18 protein-coding genes, 1 tRNA gene and 1 pseudogene are annotated in these 19,819 nt (G+C 60.4%); 8 read left to right on the top strand and 12 right to left on the bottom strand.

All coding sequences use genetic code 11. From position 1 onward, the window contains the following. Positions 1-59: 59 nt before the first annotated feature. The 3 genes from BQ8482_RS09165 to BQ8482_RS09155 all read right to left on the bottom strand — a co-directional run bounded on the left by BQ8482_RS09165 (position 60) and on the right by BQ8482_RS09155 (position 3,087). Positions 60-1,358, bottom strand: a complete 1,299-nt coding sequence (locus tag BQ8482_RS09165; RefSeq protein ID WP_244602668.1) for a sugar transferase — start codon at positions 1,356-1,358, stop codon at positions 60-62. A 150-nt stretch (positions 1,359-1,508) separates the two neighbouring features. Beyond that, the gene (gene nusG, locus BQ8482_RS09160) at positions 1,509-2,069 is read right to left on the bottom strand and encodes a transcription termination/antitermination protein NusG (RefSeq protein WP_165848463.1); all 561 of its coding nucleotides are present in this window, start codon (positions 2,067-2,069) and stop codon (positions 1,509-1,511) included. A 433-nt stretch (positions 2,070-2,502) separates the two neighbouring features. Next, positions 2,503-3,087: a biotin transporter BioY gene (locus BQ8482_RS09155; protein ID WP_123147490.1), complete on the bottom strand. Its 585-nt coding sequence runs from the start codon at positions 3,085-3,087 to the stop codon at positions 2,503-2,505. A 245-nt stretch (positions 3,088-3,332) separates the two neighbouring features. On the opposite strand from BQ8482_RS09155, the gene BQ8482_RS09150 reads away from it, so the two are divergent. Beyond that, a complete protein-coding gene (locus BQ8482_RS09150; RefSeq protein ID WP_123147138.1) occupies positions 3,333-4,241 on the top strand; it encodes an MBL fold metallo-hydrolase in 909 nt (302 codons plus the stop codon). Positions 4,242-4,423: 182 nt separating this feature from the next. On the opposite strand, the gene BQ8482_RS09145 is transcribed toward BQ8482_RS09150, so the two are convergent. The 5 genes from BQ8482_RS09145 to BQ8482_RS09125 form a co-directional block, all read right to left on the bottom strand. Further along, positions 4,424-5,278, bottom strand: coding sequence for a phosphorylase family protein (locus BQ8482_RS09145; protein ID WP_244602667.1), 855 nt, complete (start codon positions 5,276-5,278; stop codon positions 4,424-4,426). 80 nt (positions 5,279-5,358) lie between these two features. After that, on the bottom strand, positions 5,359-6,150 hold the full coding sequence (locus BQ8482_RS09140; protein ID WP_123147136.1) for an ABC transporter permease: 792 nt from the start codon (positions 6,148-6,150) through the stop codon (positions 5,359-5,361). Continuing rightward, entirely contained in the window at positions 6,143-7,030 is an 888-nt protein-coding gene (locus BQ8482_RS09135) for an ABC transporter permease (RefSeq protein ID WP_123147135.1), read from the bottom strand. Before BQ8482_RS09135 ends, BQ8482_RS09140 begins: the two co-directional genes overlap by 8 nt. Further along, on the bottom strand, positions 7,027-8,064 hold the full coding sequence (locus BQ8482_RS09130) for an ABC transporter ATP-binding protein (protein ID WP_123147489.1): 1,038 nt from the start codon (positions 8,062-8,064) through the stop codon (positions 7,027-7,029). Before BQ8482_RS09130 ends, BQ8482_RS09135 begins: the two co-directional genes overlap by 4 nt. A 28-nt stretch (positions 8,065-8,092) precedes the next feature. Next, on the bottom strand, positions 8,093-9,133 hold the full coding sequence (locus tag BQ8482_RS09125; protein WP_123147134.1) for an ABC transporter substrate-binding protein: 1,041 nt from the start codon (positions 9,131-9,133) through the stop codon (positions 8,093-8,095). A 200-nt stretch (positions 9,134-9,333) separates the two neighbouring features. Between BQ8482_RS09125 and BQ8482_RS09120 the strand changes: the two genes are divergently transcribed. Beyond that, on the top strand, positions 9,334-10,332 hold the full coding sequence (locus tag BQ8482_RS09120; RefSeq protein ID WP_123147133.1) for a LacI family DNA-binding transcriptional regulator: 999 nt from the start codon (positions 9,334-9,336) through the stop codon (positions 10,330-10,332). Positions 10,333-10,437: 105 nt separating this feature from the next. Here the strand turns inward: BQ8482_RS09120 and BQ8482_RS09115 are convergent, their stop codons facing one another. Together BQ8482_RS09115 and BQ8482_RS09110 are read right to left on the bottom strand one after the other, a co-directional pair. Next, on the bottom strand, positions 10,438-11,232 hold the full coding sequence (locus tag BQ8482_RS09115; RefSeq protein WP_244602666.1) for a DUF1499 domain-containing protein: 795 nt from the start codon (positions 11,230-11,232) through the stop codon (positions 10,438-10,440). A 67-nt stretch (positions 11,233-11,299) separates the two neighbouring features. Continuing rightward, positions 11,300-12,928 (bottom strand): fatty-acid--CoA ligase, encoded by a 1,629-nt coding sequence (locus BQ8482_RS09110; RefSeq protein WP_123147132.1) that lies wholly within the window; start codon positions 12,926-12,928, stop codon positions 11,300-11,302. 180 nt (positions 12,929-13,108) lie between these two features. On the opposite strand from BQ8482_RS09110, the gene BQ8482_RS09105 reads away from it, so the two are divergent. After that, positions 13,109-13,465, top strand: a complete 357-nt coding sequence (locus BQ8482_RS09105) for a hypothetical protein (protein WP_123147487.1) — start codon at positions 13,109-13,111, stop codon at positions 13,463-13,465. Positions 13,466-13,746: 281 nt separating this feature from the next. Then, positions 13,747-14,136 (top strand): DUF427 domain-containing protein, encoded by a 390-nt coding sequence (locus tag BQ8482_RS09100; protein WP_123147131.1) that lies wholly within the window; start codon positions 13,747-13,749, stop codon positions 14,134-14,136. Positions 14,137-14,203: 67 nt separating this feature from the next. Here BQ8482_RS09100 and ppdK read toward each other — a convergent pair whose 3' ends face one another. Continuing rightward, positions 14,204-16,882, bottom strand: coding sequence for a pyruvate, phosphate dikinase (ppdK, locus tag BQ8482_RS09095; RefSeq protein WP_123147130.1), 2,679 nt, complete (start codon positions 16,880-16,882; stop codon positions 14,204-14,206). A gap of 28 nt (positions 16,883-16,910) precedes the next feature. On the opposite strand from ppdK, the gene BQ8482_RS38040 reads away from it, so the two are divergent. The 4 genes from BQ8482_RS38040 (at position 16,911) to BQ8482_RS39055 (ending at position 18,398) form a co-directional block, all read left to right on the top strand. Further along, complete coding sequence (locus BQ8482_RS38040) at positions 16,911-17,060, top strand: hypothetical protein (RefSeq protein ID WP_165848462.1); 150 nt, start codon at positions 16,911-16,913, stop codon at positions 17,058-17,060. Positions 17,061-17,091: 31 nt separating this feature from the next. Continuing rightward, entirely contained in the window at positions 17,092-17,436 is a 345-nt protein-coding gene (locus BQ8482_RS09085; protein ID WP_123147128.1) for a VOC family protein, read from the top strand. A 141-nt stretch (positions 17,437-17,577) separates the two neighbouring features. Beyond that, positions 17,578-17,652: transfer RNA gene (locus BQ8482_RS09080), tRNA-Gln, on the top strand. 413 nt (positions 17,653-18,065) lie between these two features. Next, on the top strand, positions 18,066-18,398 hold the full coding sequence (locus BQ8482_RS39055) for a recombinase family protein (protein ID WP_342210939.1): 333 nt from the start codon (positions 18,066-18,068) through the stop codon (positions 18,396-18,398). Here BQ8482_RS39055 and BQ8482_RS09070 read toward each other — a convergent pair. Next, positions 18,309-18,729 (bottom strand): annotated as a pseudogene (locus tag BQ8482_RS09070) (transposase); the annotation flags it as partial. The gene BQ8482_RS39055 and the pseudogene BQ8482_RS09070 overlap by 90 nt on opposite strands. Between the last annotated feature and the right edge of the window lie 1,090 nt (positions 18,730-19,819).

Raw genomic sequence — 19,819 nt, 5'->3', positions numbered from 1 at the left:
TTGTGGATGTCTTCCAAGCGAATAATATCATCCGCCCGCAATCAGTAGGGCTCTTGGGCCTACCGAGCACCAAATCCTGTCAGCATGGTTCGGATCGTACGAAACACAATCAGCACGTCGAGCCAAGGGGAGAAATTCTTGATGTAGTAGAAGTCGTAGTGGAGTTTTTCCAGAACATCGCCCACGGCCGCAACGTGGCCCTGGTTGACTTGAGCCCATCCGGTAATGCCAGGCCGCACGATGTGGCGGTACCGATAGAATGGCAGCTCCGCCTCGTACCACTTGGAGAGTACGAGTGCCTCCGGGCGCGGTCCGATCCAGCTCATCTCACCGCGCAGGATGTTGAAGGCTTGCGGCAATTCATCGATCCTGGATTTTCTCAAGAACTGCCCAAGGCGTGTAATGCGCGCATCGCCGGTCTTGGTAATGGCCTCTTCCTTTTCATCGCCAACCGCGGCGCCGAGTTTCATCGTCCGAAATTTGTAAACCTCGTAGATCTTTCCTCTGTACCCCATTCTTTTTTGCTTGAATAAGGCCGGACCAGCCGAGTCAAATTTTATCGCTGCCGCTACGAACAAGAGCAATGGTGAAAAACCAACAAGAATAACTAGTGCCGCAATCCAGTCAGCCGCCTGTTTGATCTTTAAATAAGCCTGGTTTGGATTCAGAGATCCCAATGTATTTTCGGAAAGATGTTGTATTTCCACTCGGCCTGTAAGCGATTCGCTGATTTGTTTGACATGGTAGACCGGCGTTCCCGAGAGCGCGCGATCGGCAATATACCGTTCCCATTCATCCGAAAGATCGGCTCGAAGATCGGCCACCACACCGCTGGCATGTTCGACAATCGTCTCGGGCGACTGAATCCGGTGCCAACTAACGCCTGGTATGCTTTGCAGCCTATCGACATCTCCACCGGGGATTACTGCCAACCGGTATGGGTCGAGCCGTCGTGTGGCCAAGCTCAGACCAAAATACCACAATGTCGACTGAAAGAGACTCGCCGCGGCCTGGAAGCGGCTATAGTCGAACCTGAAAAAGAAGATGGCCATGAATACGAGGCCGTAAGTCAGGGCGAAGGTGGGCAGGATGTAACCAGCCGCCGCCACACCCGGAAAATTGCCGATGCGCTTGTAAAGCAGGTAACCCGATGTGTGAGCTATGAAGGCAGCAAGAATCGTAGCTTGCATGTTCGTTGACCAGATTACTTGTTGATCGAACGACATGCGGACCATCGCGGGGACCAGGATCGCGAACGTCAATCCGCCAAGCAACTGAAAGCGCATCCGAAGCAGAAGATGCCTCTGGCTGGGCAGGTTGATAGTGGAGGTGTTCAAATTCGTGAAGCCATTAACCAATTTAACTGATCATCCGCGAAGGCAACCAACAGCTCTGCATTGCCACGCCTATCGACATCCTTCGGCTCCAACAATGGCTACCGCACTCCCGGGTGAACCCGAGAGCCGACTTTGCAGCACTTGCACCGCATGACCTGGCGTCAGCTGCGGTTATGCGATCGCGAGTTCCCTTGAATCCATGTCAACAGGGATCTCGCCATTCATGATGGCAACCAGGACTCGGGCCCTTCCGGCTGGATCGAGCCGGTCAAGGCGACCGATCATCTCCGCGAAAGGACCTGAAAGAATCCGAACCGATGCGCCCGCAGCGAGGCCTTCGCTGAAATCAAGCAGGCCATCCCTGCCAGTCAGGGCAATGAACCGCTCCACCAACCCCGACGGGACCGGCAATGGCCGCTCGCCCTGCATGATGAGTGAGCGCACACCGAACGTTCCATTGACCGAGCGCCACCGCTGCAGCGCGACATCGAGGGCGATGAACATGTAACCTGGAAAATAGGCCGCCGGTCGCGTCTCGATGCGCCGGGCATGACGTGTGGTCTTCTCGCAGCGAGGTGTAAACGGGTGAAACCCCTGCATCCGGAGATGCCGTTCGGCGACGTCTTCCTTTCCCGGAAATACGCTGGCGGCATACCAGCGTGCTGCGGTGCCGGTTGCGGGCCGTTGCGACGATACAGTGGCCTTAACAGTTGTTTTTTTCGGGCTGGTCACGCGTCTCGCTCTCGGCGGTTCTCGGCATGGTTGACGGCAAGCGTTACGACAGCGCGAAGATACCAGCAAGCAACCATGTCGCGAGAATCGATGCGGTTGATCGAATCCTGTTAATTGTCCACTACTTTAGCTGCGCCTAAAAGTCATCGCGCCGCTTTCTTTTTTAGCTATCCAGCAGCGGTATCGAGCAATTGCGTCGATATGTAGCTGCCTGGTTACGCTGACTCGCGACGAACCGCTGGCTGTTCTGGTCCTTAATCGGTCGATTTGAACATAGTGTGACGGTATCGTTAGCAAAGCGTTACCGACCGCTTGGCGGCGGCCTGCTTTCACGAGAACTCGCGGCAGGCCGTTCGCTGAAACGGGGACCATTCCACGATCTGTGGTTGCGTGGGACTCGATCAGTGCCCGCGCCCGATCTATCGACCAGAGTTCAGGGGCGTTTGAGCAGCGACCAGACGGCCGGCACAAGGCTCGCCGCCAGGCCGACCTTGATCAGGTCGCCGACGATGAAGGGCACGACGCCGAACTGCCATGACTTTTCCGGGCCGATGAGCAGTGCCAGCCAGGCAAAGCCCATCGCCATCATGACGATTTCGGCAACCAGCATCGCGTTGAAGAGCTTGATCGGATGGCGATCCCAACCGCGATCGGCGGCCGAGCCGACGATCGCCGCCATGATCACGAAGCCGGCAAGATAGCCGCCGGTCGAGCCGAGCATGTAAGCGATGCCGATGCCCTTTTCCGGCGTGCCCTGGAAGACCGGCAAGCCGATGGCGCCCTCCGCCATGTAGAGAAGCAGCGTGGCGACGCCGAGGCGCATGCCGAATGCTGCGGCGATCAGAAAGACGGCTAGGGTCTGCATCGAGATGTCGACCGGCCCGAGCAGAACTCTGGTCTTGGCCGACAAGGTCAGCACCAGCGTTCCAACGATCGCCAGCAGAAGCTGCGTCGCCAGGCGGGCCGCGCCCTTTTCAGGCAAAGCGAGAGAAACAAGCGGTGTCGTTGCAATTGCCATGGTCTTCCTCATTCCGGACTGCCGCAGATCGCGGCCTTGCGTTTTCCTATATTGGCTTCCGTGTTATGCGGCAATCGGTTTTGCCGTCTCTAAAGCGCGTCGCGTTTGACCGGCCTCATGCGACGCGCCTTAGGTCGTTGTTTTTATGCATGTCGTTATCGCAAAACCGCTGCACACCCTCGGGTCAGGCCCGAGGGCATGCTTTTGCGCGACATGCATTGGAACAGAGCTGAACGATATTCGCCATGGCGCTGAAATTCGACACAGACTTCGACCCGTCCTACGGCCAGGGCGTGACGGTTGCGCCCGACGTGCTCCGGATTACCGCGAAAAATCCCAGCCCGTTCACCTTTTACGGCACCAACAGCTACATCGTCGGGCGCAAGACACTGGCGGTGATCGATCCGGGGCCGGATGACGACGCGCATCTCGAGACGCTGCTCGAGGTGATCGGAGACAGGCCGGTCAGCCACATTTTCGTCAGCCACACGCATCGCGACCATTCTCCGCTGGCAGCGCGGCTGAAGCAGCACACCGGCGCAATCGTATTGGCCGAAGGCCCGCATCGGCCGGCGAGGCCACTACGCATAGGCGAAATCAATCCGCTAGACGCCAGCGCCGACACCGCCTTTAATCCGGATATCGCGCTTCCCGACGATTCGATGGTCGACGGCGACGGTTGGGCGATCAGAACGGTGCTGACGCCGGGCCATACCGCCAATCACGCAGCCTTTGCGCTGGAAGGCACCGGTATCCTGTTCTCGGCCGATCACGTCATGGCTTGGGCGACCTCCATCGTTGCGCCGCCGGACGGCGCCATGGCCGACTATATGGCCTCGCTGGATCGGCTGATCGAGCGCGACGACCGCCTGCTGCTGCCCGGCCATGGCGGGCCGGTGACCGCGCCGCGCAGTTTCATGCGCGAGTTGAAGACGCATCGCCGAATGCGCGAACGCGCGATCCTGGAGCAGATCAGAAGCGGCGACCGGACGATCAAGGAGATGGTCGCGGCGATCTACAGGGATACCGATCCGCGCCTGCACGGCGCGGCCGGCCTGTCGGTGCTTGCCCATCTCGAGGACCTGGTGGCCCGCGGCCTGGTGAGCACCGACGGCGACCCGGCAATCGACGGCATATTCAGGCCGCCTGGCTAAGAGACTGTTTGGAAACTCTACTCCGGCGGCCATCTGATGGCGTTTTCTGCGCTTCCGGTGCTCACGGACCCAAATGTCCGCTCCGCTCCGGTTCTCGAATCCACCACCATATGACTCGCCGGAGCGACTTTCGAAACAGTCTCTAAGATCCCGCCACGAATTCGCACTACGCTCCCAAAAGCTCAGAACCGGCTGGAACGCTCTGCCGGTTGAGGCGACTTCAGATCCTGGCAAGAGCATTCCGGATTGGCCGGAAGTCGCGCGGCGGTCTCCAGCGCGACCCGCGAGGCTGTCATGGAGAGATTGGGCAGCACGTCCTCCTGCAGCAATTTCCGGCGATTGCGGTCCATATAGTCGTTGAAGCCCGCCGTGACGAACGCACAGGGCACGAAGCAGGCGCCGATCTCGCGCGCCAGGGTGGCCTCAGGGGCGATGGAATGGTTAAGCACATCCGCCCCCATGCCGCGATACGCCAAAGCCTCGGCGGGGGTTGTCAGTCGCGGCCCATAACAGTGGGCAGCCACCAACTGCTGTTCGATGCCATGAACGCGGCATTCGGCTGGCCAATGGCGGCGGGCCGTTTCGACCAGAACCGCCGCACATCTTGGACATACGATCTGCTTGCCCGAACAGTCGAAGCTCTGGCGGTCCGGAAGCAGTGAAAACGGGGTCTGCGTCAGTTCGATGATATCGGCGGTCACCACCATGTCGCCAGGCTGGATCGCCTTGTTGACGGCGCCTACGGTCGAGCAGGCGAGAACTTGCCGTACACCCGCCCGCATCAATACCCAGAACGCGCGGCGATGGCAGGAATGGTCGATATGGTCGCGGGGATTGCCGTGCGAATACATGCACAGCGCGCGCTTCGCTCTCCCTTCGGCTGTAATCGATGCATCGAACTCGAGCAGCTTCCAGTTGTCGGTACGACCGAAAGGCGTTTCAAAACTCAAGTCGCGCCGCAACGTGCGAACACCATCGAATTCGACATCTTCCGGGAAGGCAAGCCCCCAGTTTGCCGACCCGGTGATGATGGCCAACCCTACCTGAGGTACATCAGTTGATTGATCCGCCGGAGCACCGGCTGCGTGATGATTTGCAGGCATGCTTCCAGTCTCGGTCAGGATTTTTGGCGAAGGGCCACGATCAGGACGACGACCACAACAATAGCGGTCCACAATGTCGAAATCGCCGCAATGGTCGGATCGATCTGATCGCGCAGCGACACGAACATGAGCTTCGGCATCGTGCTGTTGCGACCACTTGCGACGAAGATCGAAATCACAGACTCGTCGAGCGACGTCAGGAAGGCCATCAATGTCGCCGACAACAAGCTGATCCGAAGTTGCGGAACGATTATTCCGCCAATAGCCCTGGCCCAGTTCGCACCGAGGCTACGCGCCGCCTGAACCTGGTTCCAGTCAAAGCGGGCCAGGGCGGGCAGCAACACAATGCACGCCACCGGAACGGCCAGCACCACATGTCCGACCAGCACACCGAACAACGTTCCGACCAAACGTTGTGCCGCCAGCACAAAAAAGAGGCCGATCGCAAGCAGGATTCCTGGGGTGATCGAGGGGGTGAGCAGGACGCTCTGGATGGCCGCAGCAGTCTTCCCGCCCAGCCGATTCATTGAGATGCAGGCGAGCAGCGCAAAAGGCACCGCGATCAGCGCCGTCAATGTCCCAAGGATCAGGCTCGTCCTGAGTGCAGCCATCCACGTCGCCGAGCCGAAGAAGTTCTCGTACCAACGGAACGAGTAGGCGTGCGGCGGAAACTCGAGAAGATTCGACGCCGAGAAGGAAAGCGGCACCACCACGAGCGTCGGCAACATCAGAAATGCCATCACAAGAGCAGCAAAGCCCCAGAGGACAATGCGGGCCAGTCTGTTGTGCGGGTACGCCTCAAGCATGGGAGGCATCAACTGTGTTCTGGGCCAGCAGGCGGCGTGCCGCCAGCAACATCACACCGATCAGCGCCATCAGAACGAGGAGCAGAATGCCCAGGACGCTCGCCGACCCCCAATCCTGAAAGGTCGATAGCGTTCGCTCGATCCGGGTAGAGAGAGGATTTACCTTGCCGCCGCCAAGCACCGCCGGCGTGATGAAAAAACCTATGGAATAGATGAGAACGATGATCGAACCCGAGAAGATGCCGCCCGCCGAAAGTGGCATTATGACTGTGCGCATCACCTGCCCGAGTGTGGCTCCCATGCTCGCTGCCGCGCGAATGAGGTTTTGGTCGATATCGCGCATCGCGGCATAAACGGGCAGCAGAAAGAGCGGCAGCATGTAGTGAACCATGCCGATCAGCGTTCCGGTGAAGTTATAGACCAGCGGCAAAGGCTCCGCCGTCAGGCCCGAACCGGTCAACGCCGCGTTGATCAGGCCATCACGCCGCAAGAGCACGAGCCAGCCATAAGTGCGCACCAGAATAGCGGTCCACAACGGCAGCATGACGAAGGCCATCAGTACGTTGGCCACCCTTGGTCTGGCGCTGGCCAAAGCGAGTGCCAGCGGGGTGCCTAGAAGAATGCAGATCGCCAGCGTGCCGAGGGACAGTTCAAGGGTTGTGACGAGCGCCGACCATGTCAGTCCGCTCGAAAGCACTTTCGCGTAGTTGCCGACAGTGTACTCACCCCCTGTGGTCAGGAAAGATTGCCGGATGATCCAAAGGATGGGCAGTATCGCCGCCAGTCCAACGATGAACAGCGCCGGGAGCGAAAGCGAAAGGAAGAACCGCCGCTCGCGTCGCGCATCTGCGGCGAGCGCAGGATCCACAGTGACGGTCACGCTGTCTCTCCCGGTATCGCGTGAACCTTCGCCGCCGGTGCATATGCGGTCATCCGCTGACCGGCGGCAAGCTCGGCGCAGCCGCCGGCCAGCGCTGACGGAATGCAGACAAGAACCTCTTGCCCACCGTCGAGCGCGAGCGTCAAAAGCCAGTTTTCGCCGCGAAACGCCTTGGCGCGCAGTATCCCTTCGAGCGCCACTCCGTCTTGCCCGACGAGCTTCGCATCAAGATGGAGGCTTTCGGCGCGGATCATCAAAGTCTCGCGTGACGCTTCGGCGCCATCGATCCTGCGCACCGAGCCTGGAGCCACAATGTTAGCCTCGCCCATGAACTCCGCGACGAAGCGGGTCGATGGACGATCATAAATCCGCTGCGGCGTATCGATCTGCTGGATGCGGCCGGAGTCCATCACCGCAATCCGGTCAGACATAATCAGCGCTTCGCGCTGGTCATGGGTCACGTAGATTGTGGTGATCCCCAGATCGTCGTGCAGACGCCGGATCTCGTACTGCATGGTTTCGCGCAGATTCTTATCGAGCGCCGACAGCGGCTCGTCCATCAGCATCACGCGTGGTTCGAAGACGATCGCCCGCGCCAATGCCACCCGTTGGCGCTGGCCGCCGGACAGTGCGGCAACATTGCGCTCCGCCAGACCATCCAGCTTCACGCGGGCCAGGGTGGCAAGCGCCCGCTGACGCGCCTCCGCTCTCGGCGTCTTGCGCAGCGCCAGCGGATACGCGACATTCGCCAGGACATTCATGTGGGGAAACAAGGCGTAATTCTGGAATACTATGCCGATGTCCCGTTTGTTGGGCGCCAGGCGAGTGATGTCCCGATCGCCCAACAAGAGCTTACCGGAATCCGGCCGGACAAAACCGGCCAGAGCCATGAGTAACGTGGTTTTGCCAGATCCCGATGGCCCTAGCAGCGTGAGGAATTCGCCAGCTTGAATGTCGAGCGAAACATCATCCAGTGCGACGTAGGACCCGTAAGCCTTGCTGACGCTGTCGATGGTGATCGGGAGCGACTTCATCATCTGCTCCAGCCTTGTCAGCTGAGACTCAGCGGGCCATCATCTCGTCGAAGGCTTGTTGGGCAGCCTCGCCGTTCTTGACCCACCATTCTGAATTCGAAAACACCGAAGTGCCGGCATTTTCAGGTGCGGTCGCAAGCGTCTTCAGACGGTCCTCGGGAATGAGGCCACCCTCATATCCCGCAGGATTGACCGGGCCATAGGCGATGAAATCGGTCAGCTTCGCAACACGCGCGGGCTGCGTCATCGCTGCGATGAGCTTCATCGCGGCTTCCTTGTTCGGCGCTCCCTTCGGCACCCCGAGGCAGTCCGTGCCGATGACCGAACCCTTGAACGTGTAGTCAGCCGCGCCGCCATCTTTTTTCACGGTCTCTGCCCGTCCGTTCCAGGTAACGACCAGATCCGCCTCACCATCTTTCAGCAGCTGCGCCGACTGGGCTCCCGAGGTCCACCACACCGCGACATCTGGTTTGATCGCTTCAAGCCGCTTGATGGCGCGCTCCAGCCCTTCCGGCGTGCTGAGAACGGCATAGACGTCGGCCGGCGCCACGCCATCGGAGAGAAGCGCGATCTCGATCGAGTCCTGCGCATTGGCGCGCAATGCGCGGCGGCCCGGGAATTTGGCAACGTCCCAGAACTCGGCCCAGGTCTTCGGCGGGTTCTCGCCAAAGGTCCTGGTGTTCCACGACATGACGGTGCCATAGGAATCGAACGGATAGCAGTAGTCGGACTTTGCGCCGTCCGGCACGGATTTGGGATCGATGATCTTGTAGTCGAGCGGCTCCAGCAGCGATTGAGCGGCCGCCTGGGCGCCTTCCGGTGAGCCCAGGTGAATGACGTCGGTCGTGACCGCACCCGAGGTGACCTGCATCTTCAAGGCGGCCAGGCCGTCGCTTAGCGTCTCCTCGCGGACATCATAGCCAAGCTCTTTTGCAGCAGGGCCCCACATGGCCTCTTTCATGGCGTTGCCATAATCGCCACCTGCGGTCGTGATGGTGACTGTTTGCGCATGGACGGGCAAGGCAGCCGAGATTGCGAATGCTGTTAAGGAAATGCGTAGCCAGGACATAGGTTCTCCTCCCCAACTTTTATCAAATGTTGCTCGAAATGGCCATTTTTTTGTAATCGTAACGTTACGATTGCATCTGAATGCGCTGGAGTCAAGCTGCTTCCTATGGGCGTTTGGATTGACCGGGATGTGGAATCCGGTAACGTTATGGCGGTCAGCAAAATCAGCCGGCGCTTTCGCAAAATGAAGTCGGGCGAACAATGGCCAATCTAAAGCAGATCGCGGCGGAACTTTCCCTCTCGGTGACCACGGTGTCCCGCGCTCTGAAGGATGGGCCGGAAGTGCAGCCCTCGACCATAGCCCGCGTCAAGGAGGCGGCTAAGCGGGTCGGCTATCTACCAAACCATCATGGTCGTGCGCTCAAAACCGGTCGAACGCTGACGCTGACGGCAGTACTCCCGATGGAGACACGAGACCATCTGTCCGATCTGTTGAAGCTTCCCTTAATCGAAGGCATGACGCTGGCGGCGCGGCAAGCCGGTTATAGTCTGTCCATCTATTCCACCACTCCCGACGACGATCCCGTCGAGAGTGTGCAGCGGCAGCTTCAGGCGCACAGCACAGACGGACTGATCATCACGCGCCTGGTGTCGGGTGATCCGCGCGTCAAGCTGCTGCTGGATAAACGCATGCCATTCGTCGCGTTTGGAAGAACCGACCTGGATGCCGCGTATCCCTATGTCGATGTCGACAATGAACAGATTGCCTACGAGGCAACCCGACGGCTCATCGATAAGGGCTGTCGACGCATTGCACTGCAACTTCTGGTTCCGGAGGATCAGGCAAGTGCCACGCGTCTTTCCGGCTATGGAAGGGCGATGGCCGAGGCCGGTATTCCGATCGACCAATCGCTGATCGGTCATGGCATGTTCACCATGGAATCGAGCGCAGCCTGGTTCGATCGCTTGCTGGCTTGTTCAGATCCGCCGACAGGCTTGGCATGCGCCAACGAACTGGGCCTTCTAGGGGCGTTACACGCTCTTGGCAGAAGAGGTCTTGTGCCGGGGAGCGACGTCCACATTGTCACTCGTGACAGCACGCGGCTGGCACGCTTCCTGCCGGCAAAGATCGGAATTCATTCCGTGGATATGGCGGGTGTCGGACGCAAACTTATCGAAGTCCTGGAGAACCGGATCATCAATCCGCTTGGGCCGGTGGAGACAATCTTGCTCAAGGGTGAATTCGACCCTGGCGAATAGTCTGCCCGCGGACCGAAGGGAATAGACCCCGGCAACCTCTGATTGTATCAGCCGCATTTTCTGTGGCGCCGAGCGATACCGCTTGGCCGTAAAATGCTCTGGACATCACTCGGCCGGGGCCGTGCCGACCTGGCCGGCGACTTCCTGATCCAGCTCGGTGAGGAAATCCACGATGCGGGCCGCATTGTCGCCAAGGTCGTAGCGGCCATAACGGGAGGCCGAACGCATATCGACGATGATCGCAACGCCATCGTCGGTCACACGGATGGCGACGTCGGCGGGAAGGCTGAGGAGGAAGCTCTTGGCCAGGGCGTTGATCGTCACCTCGCTTTGCCCGATCGCACGGGGAAACGGCGCCGTTAGCTGCCAATCCCGACGGTCGAGCACGGTTGCGACTGCTTCCAGGACCCGATCGAAAGGCAGATTGTAGCTGCGTCCGGTGACAAGCGGATAGGTCTCGGTCTGCAGGCGCTGCTCGCCCGGGGTCGGCGGCGAAAGTGCGTTCATATCCCCGGTCCGGGTGCTGGTGTCGAGCACCGGCGGATCGTCGAAATCCGTCGAGATATCCCTGAGCGGCGGAGAAGTCGCTGCCCAGTAGGCAGCGATACCAAAGGGAGCAAGCACCAGCAGTGCCAGTACCGTGCCGACGGTGAGATCGCGACCGCCACGGTCGCCGAAATTCCAGAATCTCGAAAAGGCAAATCCGGCGAATAAAAGCGCCAAGGCGGCAAGCAGCGCGACAATGCCGAGCACCCAAAGGAAGGCCGGCGTTTCAACAAGCTCATATCGGTGGCCGACAAGAACGGTCAGGAGCAGGACCGCCGAAAAAGCGCCTGTCCGCCGCGACCAGCCGGCCGCCTTCGACGTCTGTCGCCCGGGACTTTCCCTTGTTTTCAGCACTGCTCCACCCCGAACGGGCGCTTTGAGCCGTTTAGCGGCGGCTTGAAGGCGAAGGTCGTCATGTCAGTCAATCCGTCGGCAGGCGATAGTCCCCGAACTGCTGGCGCAAGGTGGTCTTCTGGATCTTGCCGGTAGCGGTATGGGGAATTTCGCCGACGAAGGCGACGTCATCCGGCATCCACCACTTCGCCACCTTGCCGTCCATGAAGGCGAGGATATCCGTCTTGGTCGGCTCCCGGCCCGGCTTGCAGACGACGACAAGCAACGGCCGTTCGCCCCATTTCGAATGCTGGATGCCGATGGCGGCCGCCTCCGCCACGTCAGGATGACCGACCGCGAGGTTCTCGAGCTCGATGGTCGAAATCCATTCGCCGCCCGACTTGATGACGTCCTTGGCGCGATCGGTGATCTGCATATAGCCGCTCGGGTCGATATGGGCGACATCACCGGTATCGAACCAGCCTTCTTCATCGAACTGTTCGGATCCGATGCCGCCATAATAGGCGCGCGCGACCGCCGGTCCGCGGACCTTCAAGCGTCCGAATGTCTTGCCGTCCCACGGCTGCTCCTTGTTGTCATCGTCAGTCACCTTCATTTCGACGCCGAAAGGCGGATAGCCCTGCTTGCCCTGGACGTCGAGCCTGGCTTCGCCTTCAAGCCCGGCATAGCCCGGCTTCATGGTGCACAAGGTGCCGAGCGGCGACATTTCGGTCATGCCCCATGCGTGGATGACCTCAACATCGTAATTGTCCTGGAACTTCGTCGTGATCGCGCGCGGGCAGGATGAGCCGCCGATGACGACCTTCTTCAGATAGGGAAGTTCCTTGCCGGTCTCCTCCAGATGCTGGAGCAGCATCAGCCACACTGTCGGCACGGCGGCGCTGAACGTCACCTTTTCGGTGTCGAGCAACTCGTAGATCGAGGCGCCGTCCATCTTGCAGCCAGGCATGACCAGCTTGGCGCCGATCATCGGCGCGCTCTGGCCAAGGCCCCAGGCGTTGGCGTGGAACATCGGCACGACCGGCAGTATGGTGTCGCGCGACGAGAGGCCCATGGCGTCGGGCATCGCGGCGATCATGGCGTGCAGCACGTTCGAGCGATGGCTGTAGAGGACGCCTTTCGGATCGCCTGTCGTGCCCGAGGTGTAGCACATGCCGGCGGCGGTGTTTTCATCGAACGTCTTCCAGGTGAAGGCGCCGTCGGCTTCGTCAAGCCATTCCTCGTAGGCAACGACGTTCGGCAGCGCCGTTTGCGGCATGTGCGCCTTGTCGGTCAGCACGATCACCTTTCTCAGCGATTTGACCGCGCCGGCGATCTTTTCAAGCAGCGGCATGAATGTCAGATCGACGAAGATCGCCTTGTCCTCGGCATTGTTCATGATCCAGACGATCTGCTCGGGAAACAGGCGCGGATTGAGCGTGTGATAGATCGCGCCGACACCCATGATGCCGTACCAGGCTTCGATGTGGCGCGCCGTATTCCAGGCCAATGTGGCGATGCGATCGCCAAGCCCAAAGCCATCCCGCTCGAGCCGCTCGGCGACCCGCAAGGCGCGGCGATGAATTTCGGCGTAAGTGGTCCGGACGATCGGGCCCTCGATCAAGCGCGATACGATCTCGCGTTCGCCGTGCTGCCTCGCTGCGTTGTCGATGAGCTTGTGGCAAAGCAGCGGCCATTCCTGCATCAGTCCGAGCATGCTTTTCCTCCCATCGGCTTTTCGTTCCATTGTGGGACGAACAAGCGGATTGTCCAGCCATGACCGGGCAGAAGCAGTACATTGATCGAAAAGACAGGGAAAACCGCCACAATCCGGCCATCGTCGGCGTTAACTTTGATTAATGGGCAGGGGTGCGATTGGCGAATGAAAGAGGTTCGCATGGACGCGCAACTCGACGACAAGACTCTCGAAAGTACGCTCGCCGAAAGTCTGGCTGATCTGGTGCCGGACGCCAAAACCGTTTCCGAAGACGAATTCGTCGAAGTTGTCGGCGGCGCCCTTGAGGCGGTCGGCGGCACGCTGCTGTTCAAGATGTGCGTTCAGAACGAAGGCGAAGGCCAGCATGTTGCCGCGGCATGCGTCGGCGATGGCGGCGACCGCCAGTTCCTGCTTCTTACCTTGCCGACCGGCGGTGGTGCGCTCAAGGTCGAAACCGCCTCGCGAAGCACCAATCCGGTCGCCGGTATCGCCGCCGCCTATGCCGGGCTGATGGATGCATTTCAGGCTGCCGCCTGATTGGTCATCGGCACAGCCGGCTTGACAAGAGACCCGGCAACGCCAAAGGCGATGGTTTTCGAGCCCCGCATTCGACGGCGGCCTTGCGTGGCGCGCACGCCCGACACACCTAAGAGACCGTTTGGAAACTCTACTCTGGCGGCCATCTGATGGCGTTTTCTGCGCTTCCGGTGCTCACGGACCCAAATGTCCGCTGCGCGCCGGTTCTCGAAACCACCACCACATGACTCGCCAGAGCGAATTTCGAAAAGTCTCTTAGGTCGACGCAAGGAGAACCCGTCATGGACCAGATCGCCAATCCGTCACCCGGCTTTCAGCGCAACCCGGATAAAGTGATTACTATCGAGCCCTACAATGGAACTGTGACCGTACGCGCCGGCGACGCGGTCATTGCCTCGTCCACGAGGGCCAAGGTTTTGACCGAATCCCCCTACCCCCGGGTCCTCTACATTCCGTTCGAAGACATCGATTTCGACCAGCTTCGCAAGACGGAACTGACGACCCACTGCCCTTACAAGGGCGATGCGAGCTATTGGAGCGTGCTGCCTGCCGCGGAAGCAGGCAAGGATGCGATGTGGGCCTATGAGCAGCCTTTCGACGAGATGGTCGAAATCCGCGATCACGGCGCGTTCTATCCCAACAAGGTGACGATCGAAGCCAAACCAGCCTGAGCACGGACGGCTCGAGACCTGTCCTGCCGATCAGTCGGTGGTGCAGTCATTGCCGACGTCGTGCCCCTTACCTGCGGCCATTCTTTGCAGCCTGTACCGCCGCCTGCGCGGCAGCCAGCCTGGCGATCGGCACGCGGTAGGGCGAGCACGACACGTAGTCGAGGCCGACCTCTTCGCAGAAATGGATCGAGGCCGGGTCGCCGCCATGTTCGCCGCAAATGCCGAGCTTGATCTCCGGCCGCGTTGCCCTGCCTTTTTCGGTCGCCATCCGCACCAGTTCGCCGACGCCCTCGATGTCGAGCGACACGAACGGATCCTGCTCGATGATGCCCTTTTGGCGATAGGTCTCCAGGAACGAGGCCGCATCGTCGCGTGAGATGCCGAAAGTGGTCTGGGTCAGATCGTTGGTGCCGAAAGAGAAGAATTCGGCCGCCTCGGCGATGACATGAGCGCGGATCGCGGCGCGCGGCAGTTCGATCATCGTGCCGGTAAGATAGGTGATCTCGACGCCGGTTTCCTCCATCACGCTCTTGGCGACGGCGTCGATCCGCGCCTTGACATAGTCGAGTTCCTTCACCAGACCGACCAGCGGCACCATGATTTCCGGAACCACCAGCGCGCCGGCCTTTCTGCCGGCTTCGACGGCCGCCTCGAAAATGGCGCGCGCCTGCATCTCGGCGATTTCGGGATAGGAAACCGCAAGCCGGCAGCCGCGATGGCCAAGCATCGGGTTGAACTCGTGCAGGGCCTCGGTGCGCTGCCTGAGCTTGTCGGGCGACACGCTCATGGCGGCGGCGACTTCGGCCACCTCTTCCTCGGTCTTGGGCAGGAATTCGTGCAGTGGCGGATCGAGCAAGCGGATCGTCACCGGCAGGCCGGCCATGATCTCGAACAGTTCGAGGAAATCCGAGCGCTGCATGGGCAAGAGTTTTGCGAGCGCCGTTCGCCGGCCCTTTTCGGTGTCGGCCAGGATCATCTCGCGCATGGCAACGATACGGTCGCCCTCGAAGAACATGTGCTCGGTGCGGCAAAGCCCGATGCCTTCGGCGCCAAAGGAACGCGCCATGCGCGCGTCGAGCGGCGTTTCGGCATTGGTGCGCACCTTCATGCGGCGCACGCTATCGGCCCATTCCATGATGGCGGCGAAATCGCCCGAGAGCTCCGGCTGCAGCATCGGTACGGCGCCTTTCAGCACCTGGCCGTTACCGCCGTCGATGGTGATGATGTCGCCCTTGCGGAACGTCGATCCCATCGCCATCAGCGTGCCGGCTCTGTAGTCGACGCGCAGCGAGCCCGCGCCCGACACACACGGCTTGCCCATGCCGCGCGCCACCACCGCGGCGTGGCTGGTCATGCCGCCACGCGTGGTCAGGATGCCTTCCGCCGCATGCATGCCGTGGATGTCCTCGGGACTGGTCTCGATGCGCACGAGAATCGCCTTGCGGCCTTGCGTCTTGAGCTCCTCGGCGTCATTGGAGGAAAAGACGATCTCGCCGGTGGCAGCGCCCGGAGATGCGGGCAGGCCGATGCCGATCACATCGCGCGCCGCCGTCGGATCGATGGTCGGATGCAGCAACTGGTCGAGCGAGGCCGGATCGATGCGGGCGACGGCCTCCTCCTTTGAAATGAGCTTGTCCCGCGCCATGTCGACGGCGATTTTGAGCGCCGCCTTGGCGGTACGCTTGCCGGACCTCGTCTGCAGCATCCACAATTTGCCGCGCTCGATGGTGAATTCGAGATCCTGCATGTCGCGGTAGTGCTGTTCCAGACGGTCGGAGATGGTGACGAAAGACTGGAAGGCATCCGGCATCAGCTTCTGCAGCGAAGGCTTGTCGGAGCCGGCGGCAATGCGCGCCGCCTCGGTGATGTTTTGCGGCGTGCGGATGCCGGCGACGACATCCTCGCCCTGTGCATTCACCAGGAACTCGCCATAGAGCATCTTTTCGCCGGTCGACGGATTGCGGGTGAAAGCGACGCCGGTGGCCGAGGTCTCGCCCATATTGCCGAAGACCATGGCCTGGACGTTGACCGCGGTGCCCCAGCTTTCGGGAATGTCGTGCAGGCGCCGATAGGTGATGGCGCGGTTGTTCATCCAGCTCGAAAACACGGCGCCGATCGCGCCCCAGAGCTGCTCGTTCGGATCTTGTGGAAACGGCTTGCCGAGTTCCTCCTCGACCTTGGCCTTGTAGAGTGCGATCACGCCCTGCCATTCGATGGCAGTCAGTTCGGTATCGAGTTCATGGCCGAGCCCGCCCTTCTGGTCCTCGAGGATTTCCTCGAACACCTCATGATCAAGGCCCATGACGACATCGGAATACATCTGGATGAAACGCCGGTAGCTGTCATAGGCAAAGCGCGCATCGCCTGAATCGGCGGCCAGCGCCTCGACCGTCTCGTCGTTCAGACCGAGGTTGAGCACGGTGTCCATCATGCCGGGCATCGAGGCGCGGCCACCGGAACGCACCGACACCAAAAGCAGTTTCGAGGGATCGCCGAAACGGCGCCCAGTCAGCCGGCCGATGTGGTCAAGCGCAATCGCGACGTCCGCCTCCAGCGAGGCCGGGTAGGTGCGGCCGTTGGCGTAGTAGGCGTTGCAGACCTCGGTGGTGATGGTGAACCCTGGAGGCACGGGCAGGCCGAGGCTGCACATTTCGGCCAGATTGGCGCCCTTGCCGCCCAGGAGGTTCCTATCGCCGGCACGGCCTTCCGCAGCGCCGTCGCCAAAGGTGTAGACCCATTTGGTCATGCTTGCTCTCCGGTTGCAGGAGATTGAAATGATTGACGAAGCCGAAGTTCCGCCGTGTCCCTATCCGAGCGATATGATGCTGCAGTGCGAAAGGCAAGCGTCGGCAAAGCCAGCCGGCTTCTACAATCGATTAAGAAAAAGCGATGGCAAAAAGACTTGCGGCTCGATGGCCATTTAAGTAGAACATAACAGGAACCAGGGTTAACGCCATGAGACTGACCGGAAAACTCGATTATCTGGAAATGCCGGCAACTGGTGGAACGCTGGATAGGCTCAAGGCTTTCTACAGCGCCGCCTTTTCCTGGTCGTTCACCGACTACGGGCCGACCTATTCGGCGTTTTCGGAAGGTCTTGACGGAGGCTTCCAGGCTGATGCCGGCGAAGCGCCCGCCAAGCCGCTTCCCGTGCTTTATTCCGAAGACCTGGAAGAAACCCTGGGCGCGGTCGAAAATGCCGGCGGCACGATCGTCAAGCCGATCTTCTCATTTCCCGGCGGCAGGCGGTTCCATTTCGTCGATCCGGCCGGCAATGAAATGGCCGTCTGGGGTGAATAGCGACAGAGTTCCCCATCCAGGACGATGATTGCGGACCGAAACTCTGGCTACAGCCCAGTTGTGCATAGCCGCTATTCTCGGCATTGAGCTTTCCGTCGGCTCGTCCTATAAGGCCGCGCGCAACGGGCATGTTCCCGTTGCTGGGGCGTAGCCAAGTGGTAAGGCATCGGTTTTTGGTACCGACAATCCCAGGTTCGAATCCTGGCGCCCCAGCCAAACTGGATGCCCTGTGGACATTTTCGCCCTGGTGGCATCGCTCGACGCCGCTGCAGCCGCTGAATCTGCAAGCAAGTCAAAAGGTTGCCTGAAGTTTGCGCGAACTTCACCGCGATCCCATTTGCAGTTCGACAGCACTAAATTCAGGAGGCGTTTTTTCTCGTTTGCGGCCTGTTTCGCAAATAGTTGGCTGGCATCACGGGCCAGTTCCAGGAGCCGCAGGCCGTCCTCCATGTATGATTCTTGCGCCTCGCTGTGCCGCTCGATCTCGCGTAGCAGACGCGTCTGTTCCACTCGCCATTGCGTCGACATGCGATCATAGAAAGCATTGTCGATACGTCCGTCGAGCTTATCCAGATACATAGCCTGGAGGCGATCTTCGAGGCGCTTGTACTGCGTCTGACAACGTACGCATCATCCTGGTTGAGAAGACCGATCGTCTCTACCGCAACCTCAAGGATTGGGTGACACTCGACGAATTGGAGATTGAGATCCACCTCGTCAAGGAAAGCGTCGTGCTATCGCGCGACTCGCGCTCCTCGGAAAAGTTCATGCACGGAATCAAGGTGTTGATGGCCAAGAACTACATCGACAACCTTTCCGAGGAAGCGCATCGCTGCTTAATTGGGCTCGGGCACTCGGATGAAGCAGAGACCGTCGATCTCTTCGCACAGCCGGCTGACCTGACTTTTGGAGATGCCGCTCATGCCCATGGCCTTGACCAGGTCGTCGACCGAGCGGGTTGAGATACCCTGGACGTAGGCCTCCTGGATGACGGCGGTCAGCGCCTTCTCGGCCATGCGCCGCGGCTCGAGGAAACCGGGGAAGTAGGAGCCCTTTCCTGAGCTTGGGGATGCGCAGCTCGACGGTGCCGGCGCGCGTCTCCCAGTCGCGCTCGCGATAGCCGTTGCGCTGGGCCGGGGGCAACGGGTTCTTCTCGCCATAGGCGGCGCCGGTGGCGGCCCCAACCTCCAGCTCCATCAGCCGCTCGGCGGCAAAGCCAATCATCTCGCGCAAAAGATCGGAATCCGGAGTCTTTTCCACGAGCGCGCGCAGGTTCATCATGTCGTCGGTCATCGATGGTTCCTTCGAATCAGGTTGGTGTCAGCAACCCGACCTTACCGGCGAACTGTCGATGACCACCGCAAAGCCGCTCGCTCGCTACAGCGCTATCGAGGGCGCTCGCGAGCGGCTTCGCTACCGCCGAGCTACACCACCTGTAGGGACGCGACCGAACGCTTCGACAGGAATCCGCGTGACGAAGCTGCCTCCGGTGGCTTTCCAGCAAGCTCTGCGACCCTTTCGCAGGTGCGATAAATTTATTGTGCATTGCGAATTCAATTGGATGTCCGTAGTTTTTTGCTGTTGGCCATCTACTCCTCCCAGATGCGATGCTGACAAACAGCGAACTCACCTTCTCCCGAGTTCGCCCAAATAGAGAGCCCGCTGCACCTCCTCCCGCAGCGGGCTTTTTGCAGTTCGTCCACCCGGCAGTTCAATTTCCTACTGGGCGCGTCCGACGGCTTGGGCTCAGGGTGGGAACAATAGCGTCTGGACCTTGTTGTTGTGGCTAGCTAGTGCCGGGGCGCGAGACTCATAGCGCTCCGAGGCCCGCCGCTTCCAATCCGGGAACGCGGCTTGCATTCATCCCGCCAGCTCACCTGCCGATCATCTTTGCTTCGGCAAGCGGTCGCACACTAATCGCCCGCAGTTCAGCTGCCGGCAGGGAGATAACCCGGCGGCGTCCACTTCGACGCGGAGCAGGACAGTGGTGATGGCAAGGAGCGAATGCCTGGATGAGGACGGATGCGGCGACGGCCGCTGGAGGCGCGGTCTCATCAAAGTTCCCAACATCCCGGCAAACTGAGGCAGAACACAATGTGCGGACCGCTTCACACCCCTTGGTCCGAAGTCGTCCGGCTCTACCGGCTGACGCTGGATTGGGAGATCAACAAGAACATGGGCGCCGGCCTATAACATCGCGCCGACTGTTGACGGCACTCGTGACCGCCGGCAATGGCAGCACAAGCTCCGAGAAGGCCGCTGGAACGAGTAGCCTGTCGCCGCCCGGACCGTTGGAAGCGGCCGCTATGGCTCTGATCATTCTGGGTGGATGTCAACTCCCACCATCAGCCGACCTTCGGGCGGGATTTCGGTTTGCAGTGTA

The sequence above is a fragment of the Mesorhizobium delmotii genome, from assembly GCF_900149755.1.
Taxonomy (GTDB): Bacteria; Pseudomonadota; Alphaproteobacteria; order Rhizobiales; family Rhizobiaceae; genus Mesorhizobium; species Mesorhizobium delmotii.
This window is presented reverse-complemented; position numbering and strand designations above follow the sequence as displayed.

Coding starts and splice junctions, on each gene's coding strand:
- BQ8482_RS38040 (WP_165848462.1), top strand. CDS start 16,911: ATGATTGACGAAGCCGAAGTTCCGCCGTGTCCCTATCCGAGCGATATG.
- ppdK (WP_123147130.1), bottom strand. CDS start 16,882: ATGACCAAATGGGTCTACACCTTTGGCGACGGCGCTGCGGAAGGCCGT.
- BQ8482_RS09100 (WP_123147131.1), top strand. CDS start 13,747: ATGGACCAGATCGCCAATCCGTCACCCGGCTTTCAGCGCAACCCGGAT.
- BQ8482_RS09155 (WP_123147490.1), bottom strand. CDS start 3,087: ATGGCAATTGCAACGACACCGCTTGTTTCTCTCGCTTTGCCTGAAAAG.
- BQ8482_RS09110 (WP_123147132.1), bottom strand. CDS start 12,928: ATGCTCGGACTGATGCAGGAATGGCCGCTGCTTTGCCACAAGCTCATC.
- BQ8482_RS09105 (WP_123147487.1), top strand. CDS start 13,109: ATGGACGCGCAACTCGACGACAAGACTCTCGAAAGTACGCTCGCCGAA.
- BQ8482_RS09120 (WP_123147133.1), top strand. CDS start 9,334: ATGGCCAATCTAAAGCAGATCGCGGCGGAACTTTCCCTCTCGGTGACC.
- BQ8482_RS09085 (WP_123147128.1), top strand. CDS start 17,092: ATGAGACTGACCGGAAAACTCGATTATCTGGAAATGCCGGCAACTGGT.
- BQ8482_RS09130 (WP_123147489.1), bottom strand. CDS start 8,064: ATGAAGTCGCTCCCGATCACCATCGACAGCGTCAGCAAGGCTTACGGG.
- BQ8482_RS09150 (WP_123147138.1), top strand. CDS start 3,333: ATGGCGCTGAAATTCGACACAGACTTCGACCCGTCCTACGGCCAGGGC.
- BQ8482_RS09140 (WP_123147136.1), bottom strand. CDS start 6,150: ATGCTTGAGGCGTACCCGCACAACAGACTGGCCCGCATTGTCCTCTGG.
- BQ8482_RS09125 (WP_123147134.1), bottom strand. CDS start 9,133: ATGTCCTGGCTACGCATTTCCTTAACAGCATTCGCAATCTCGGCTGCC.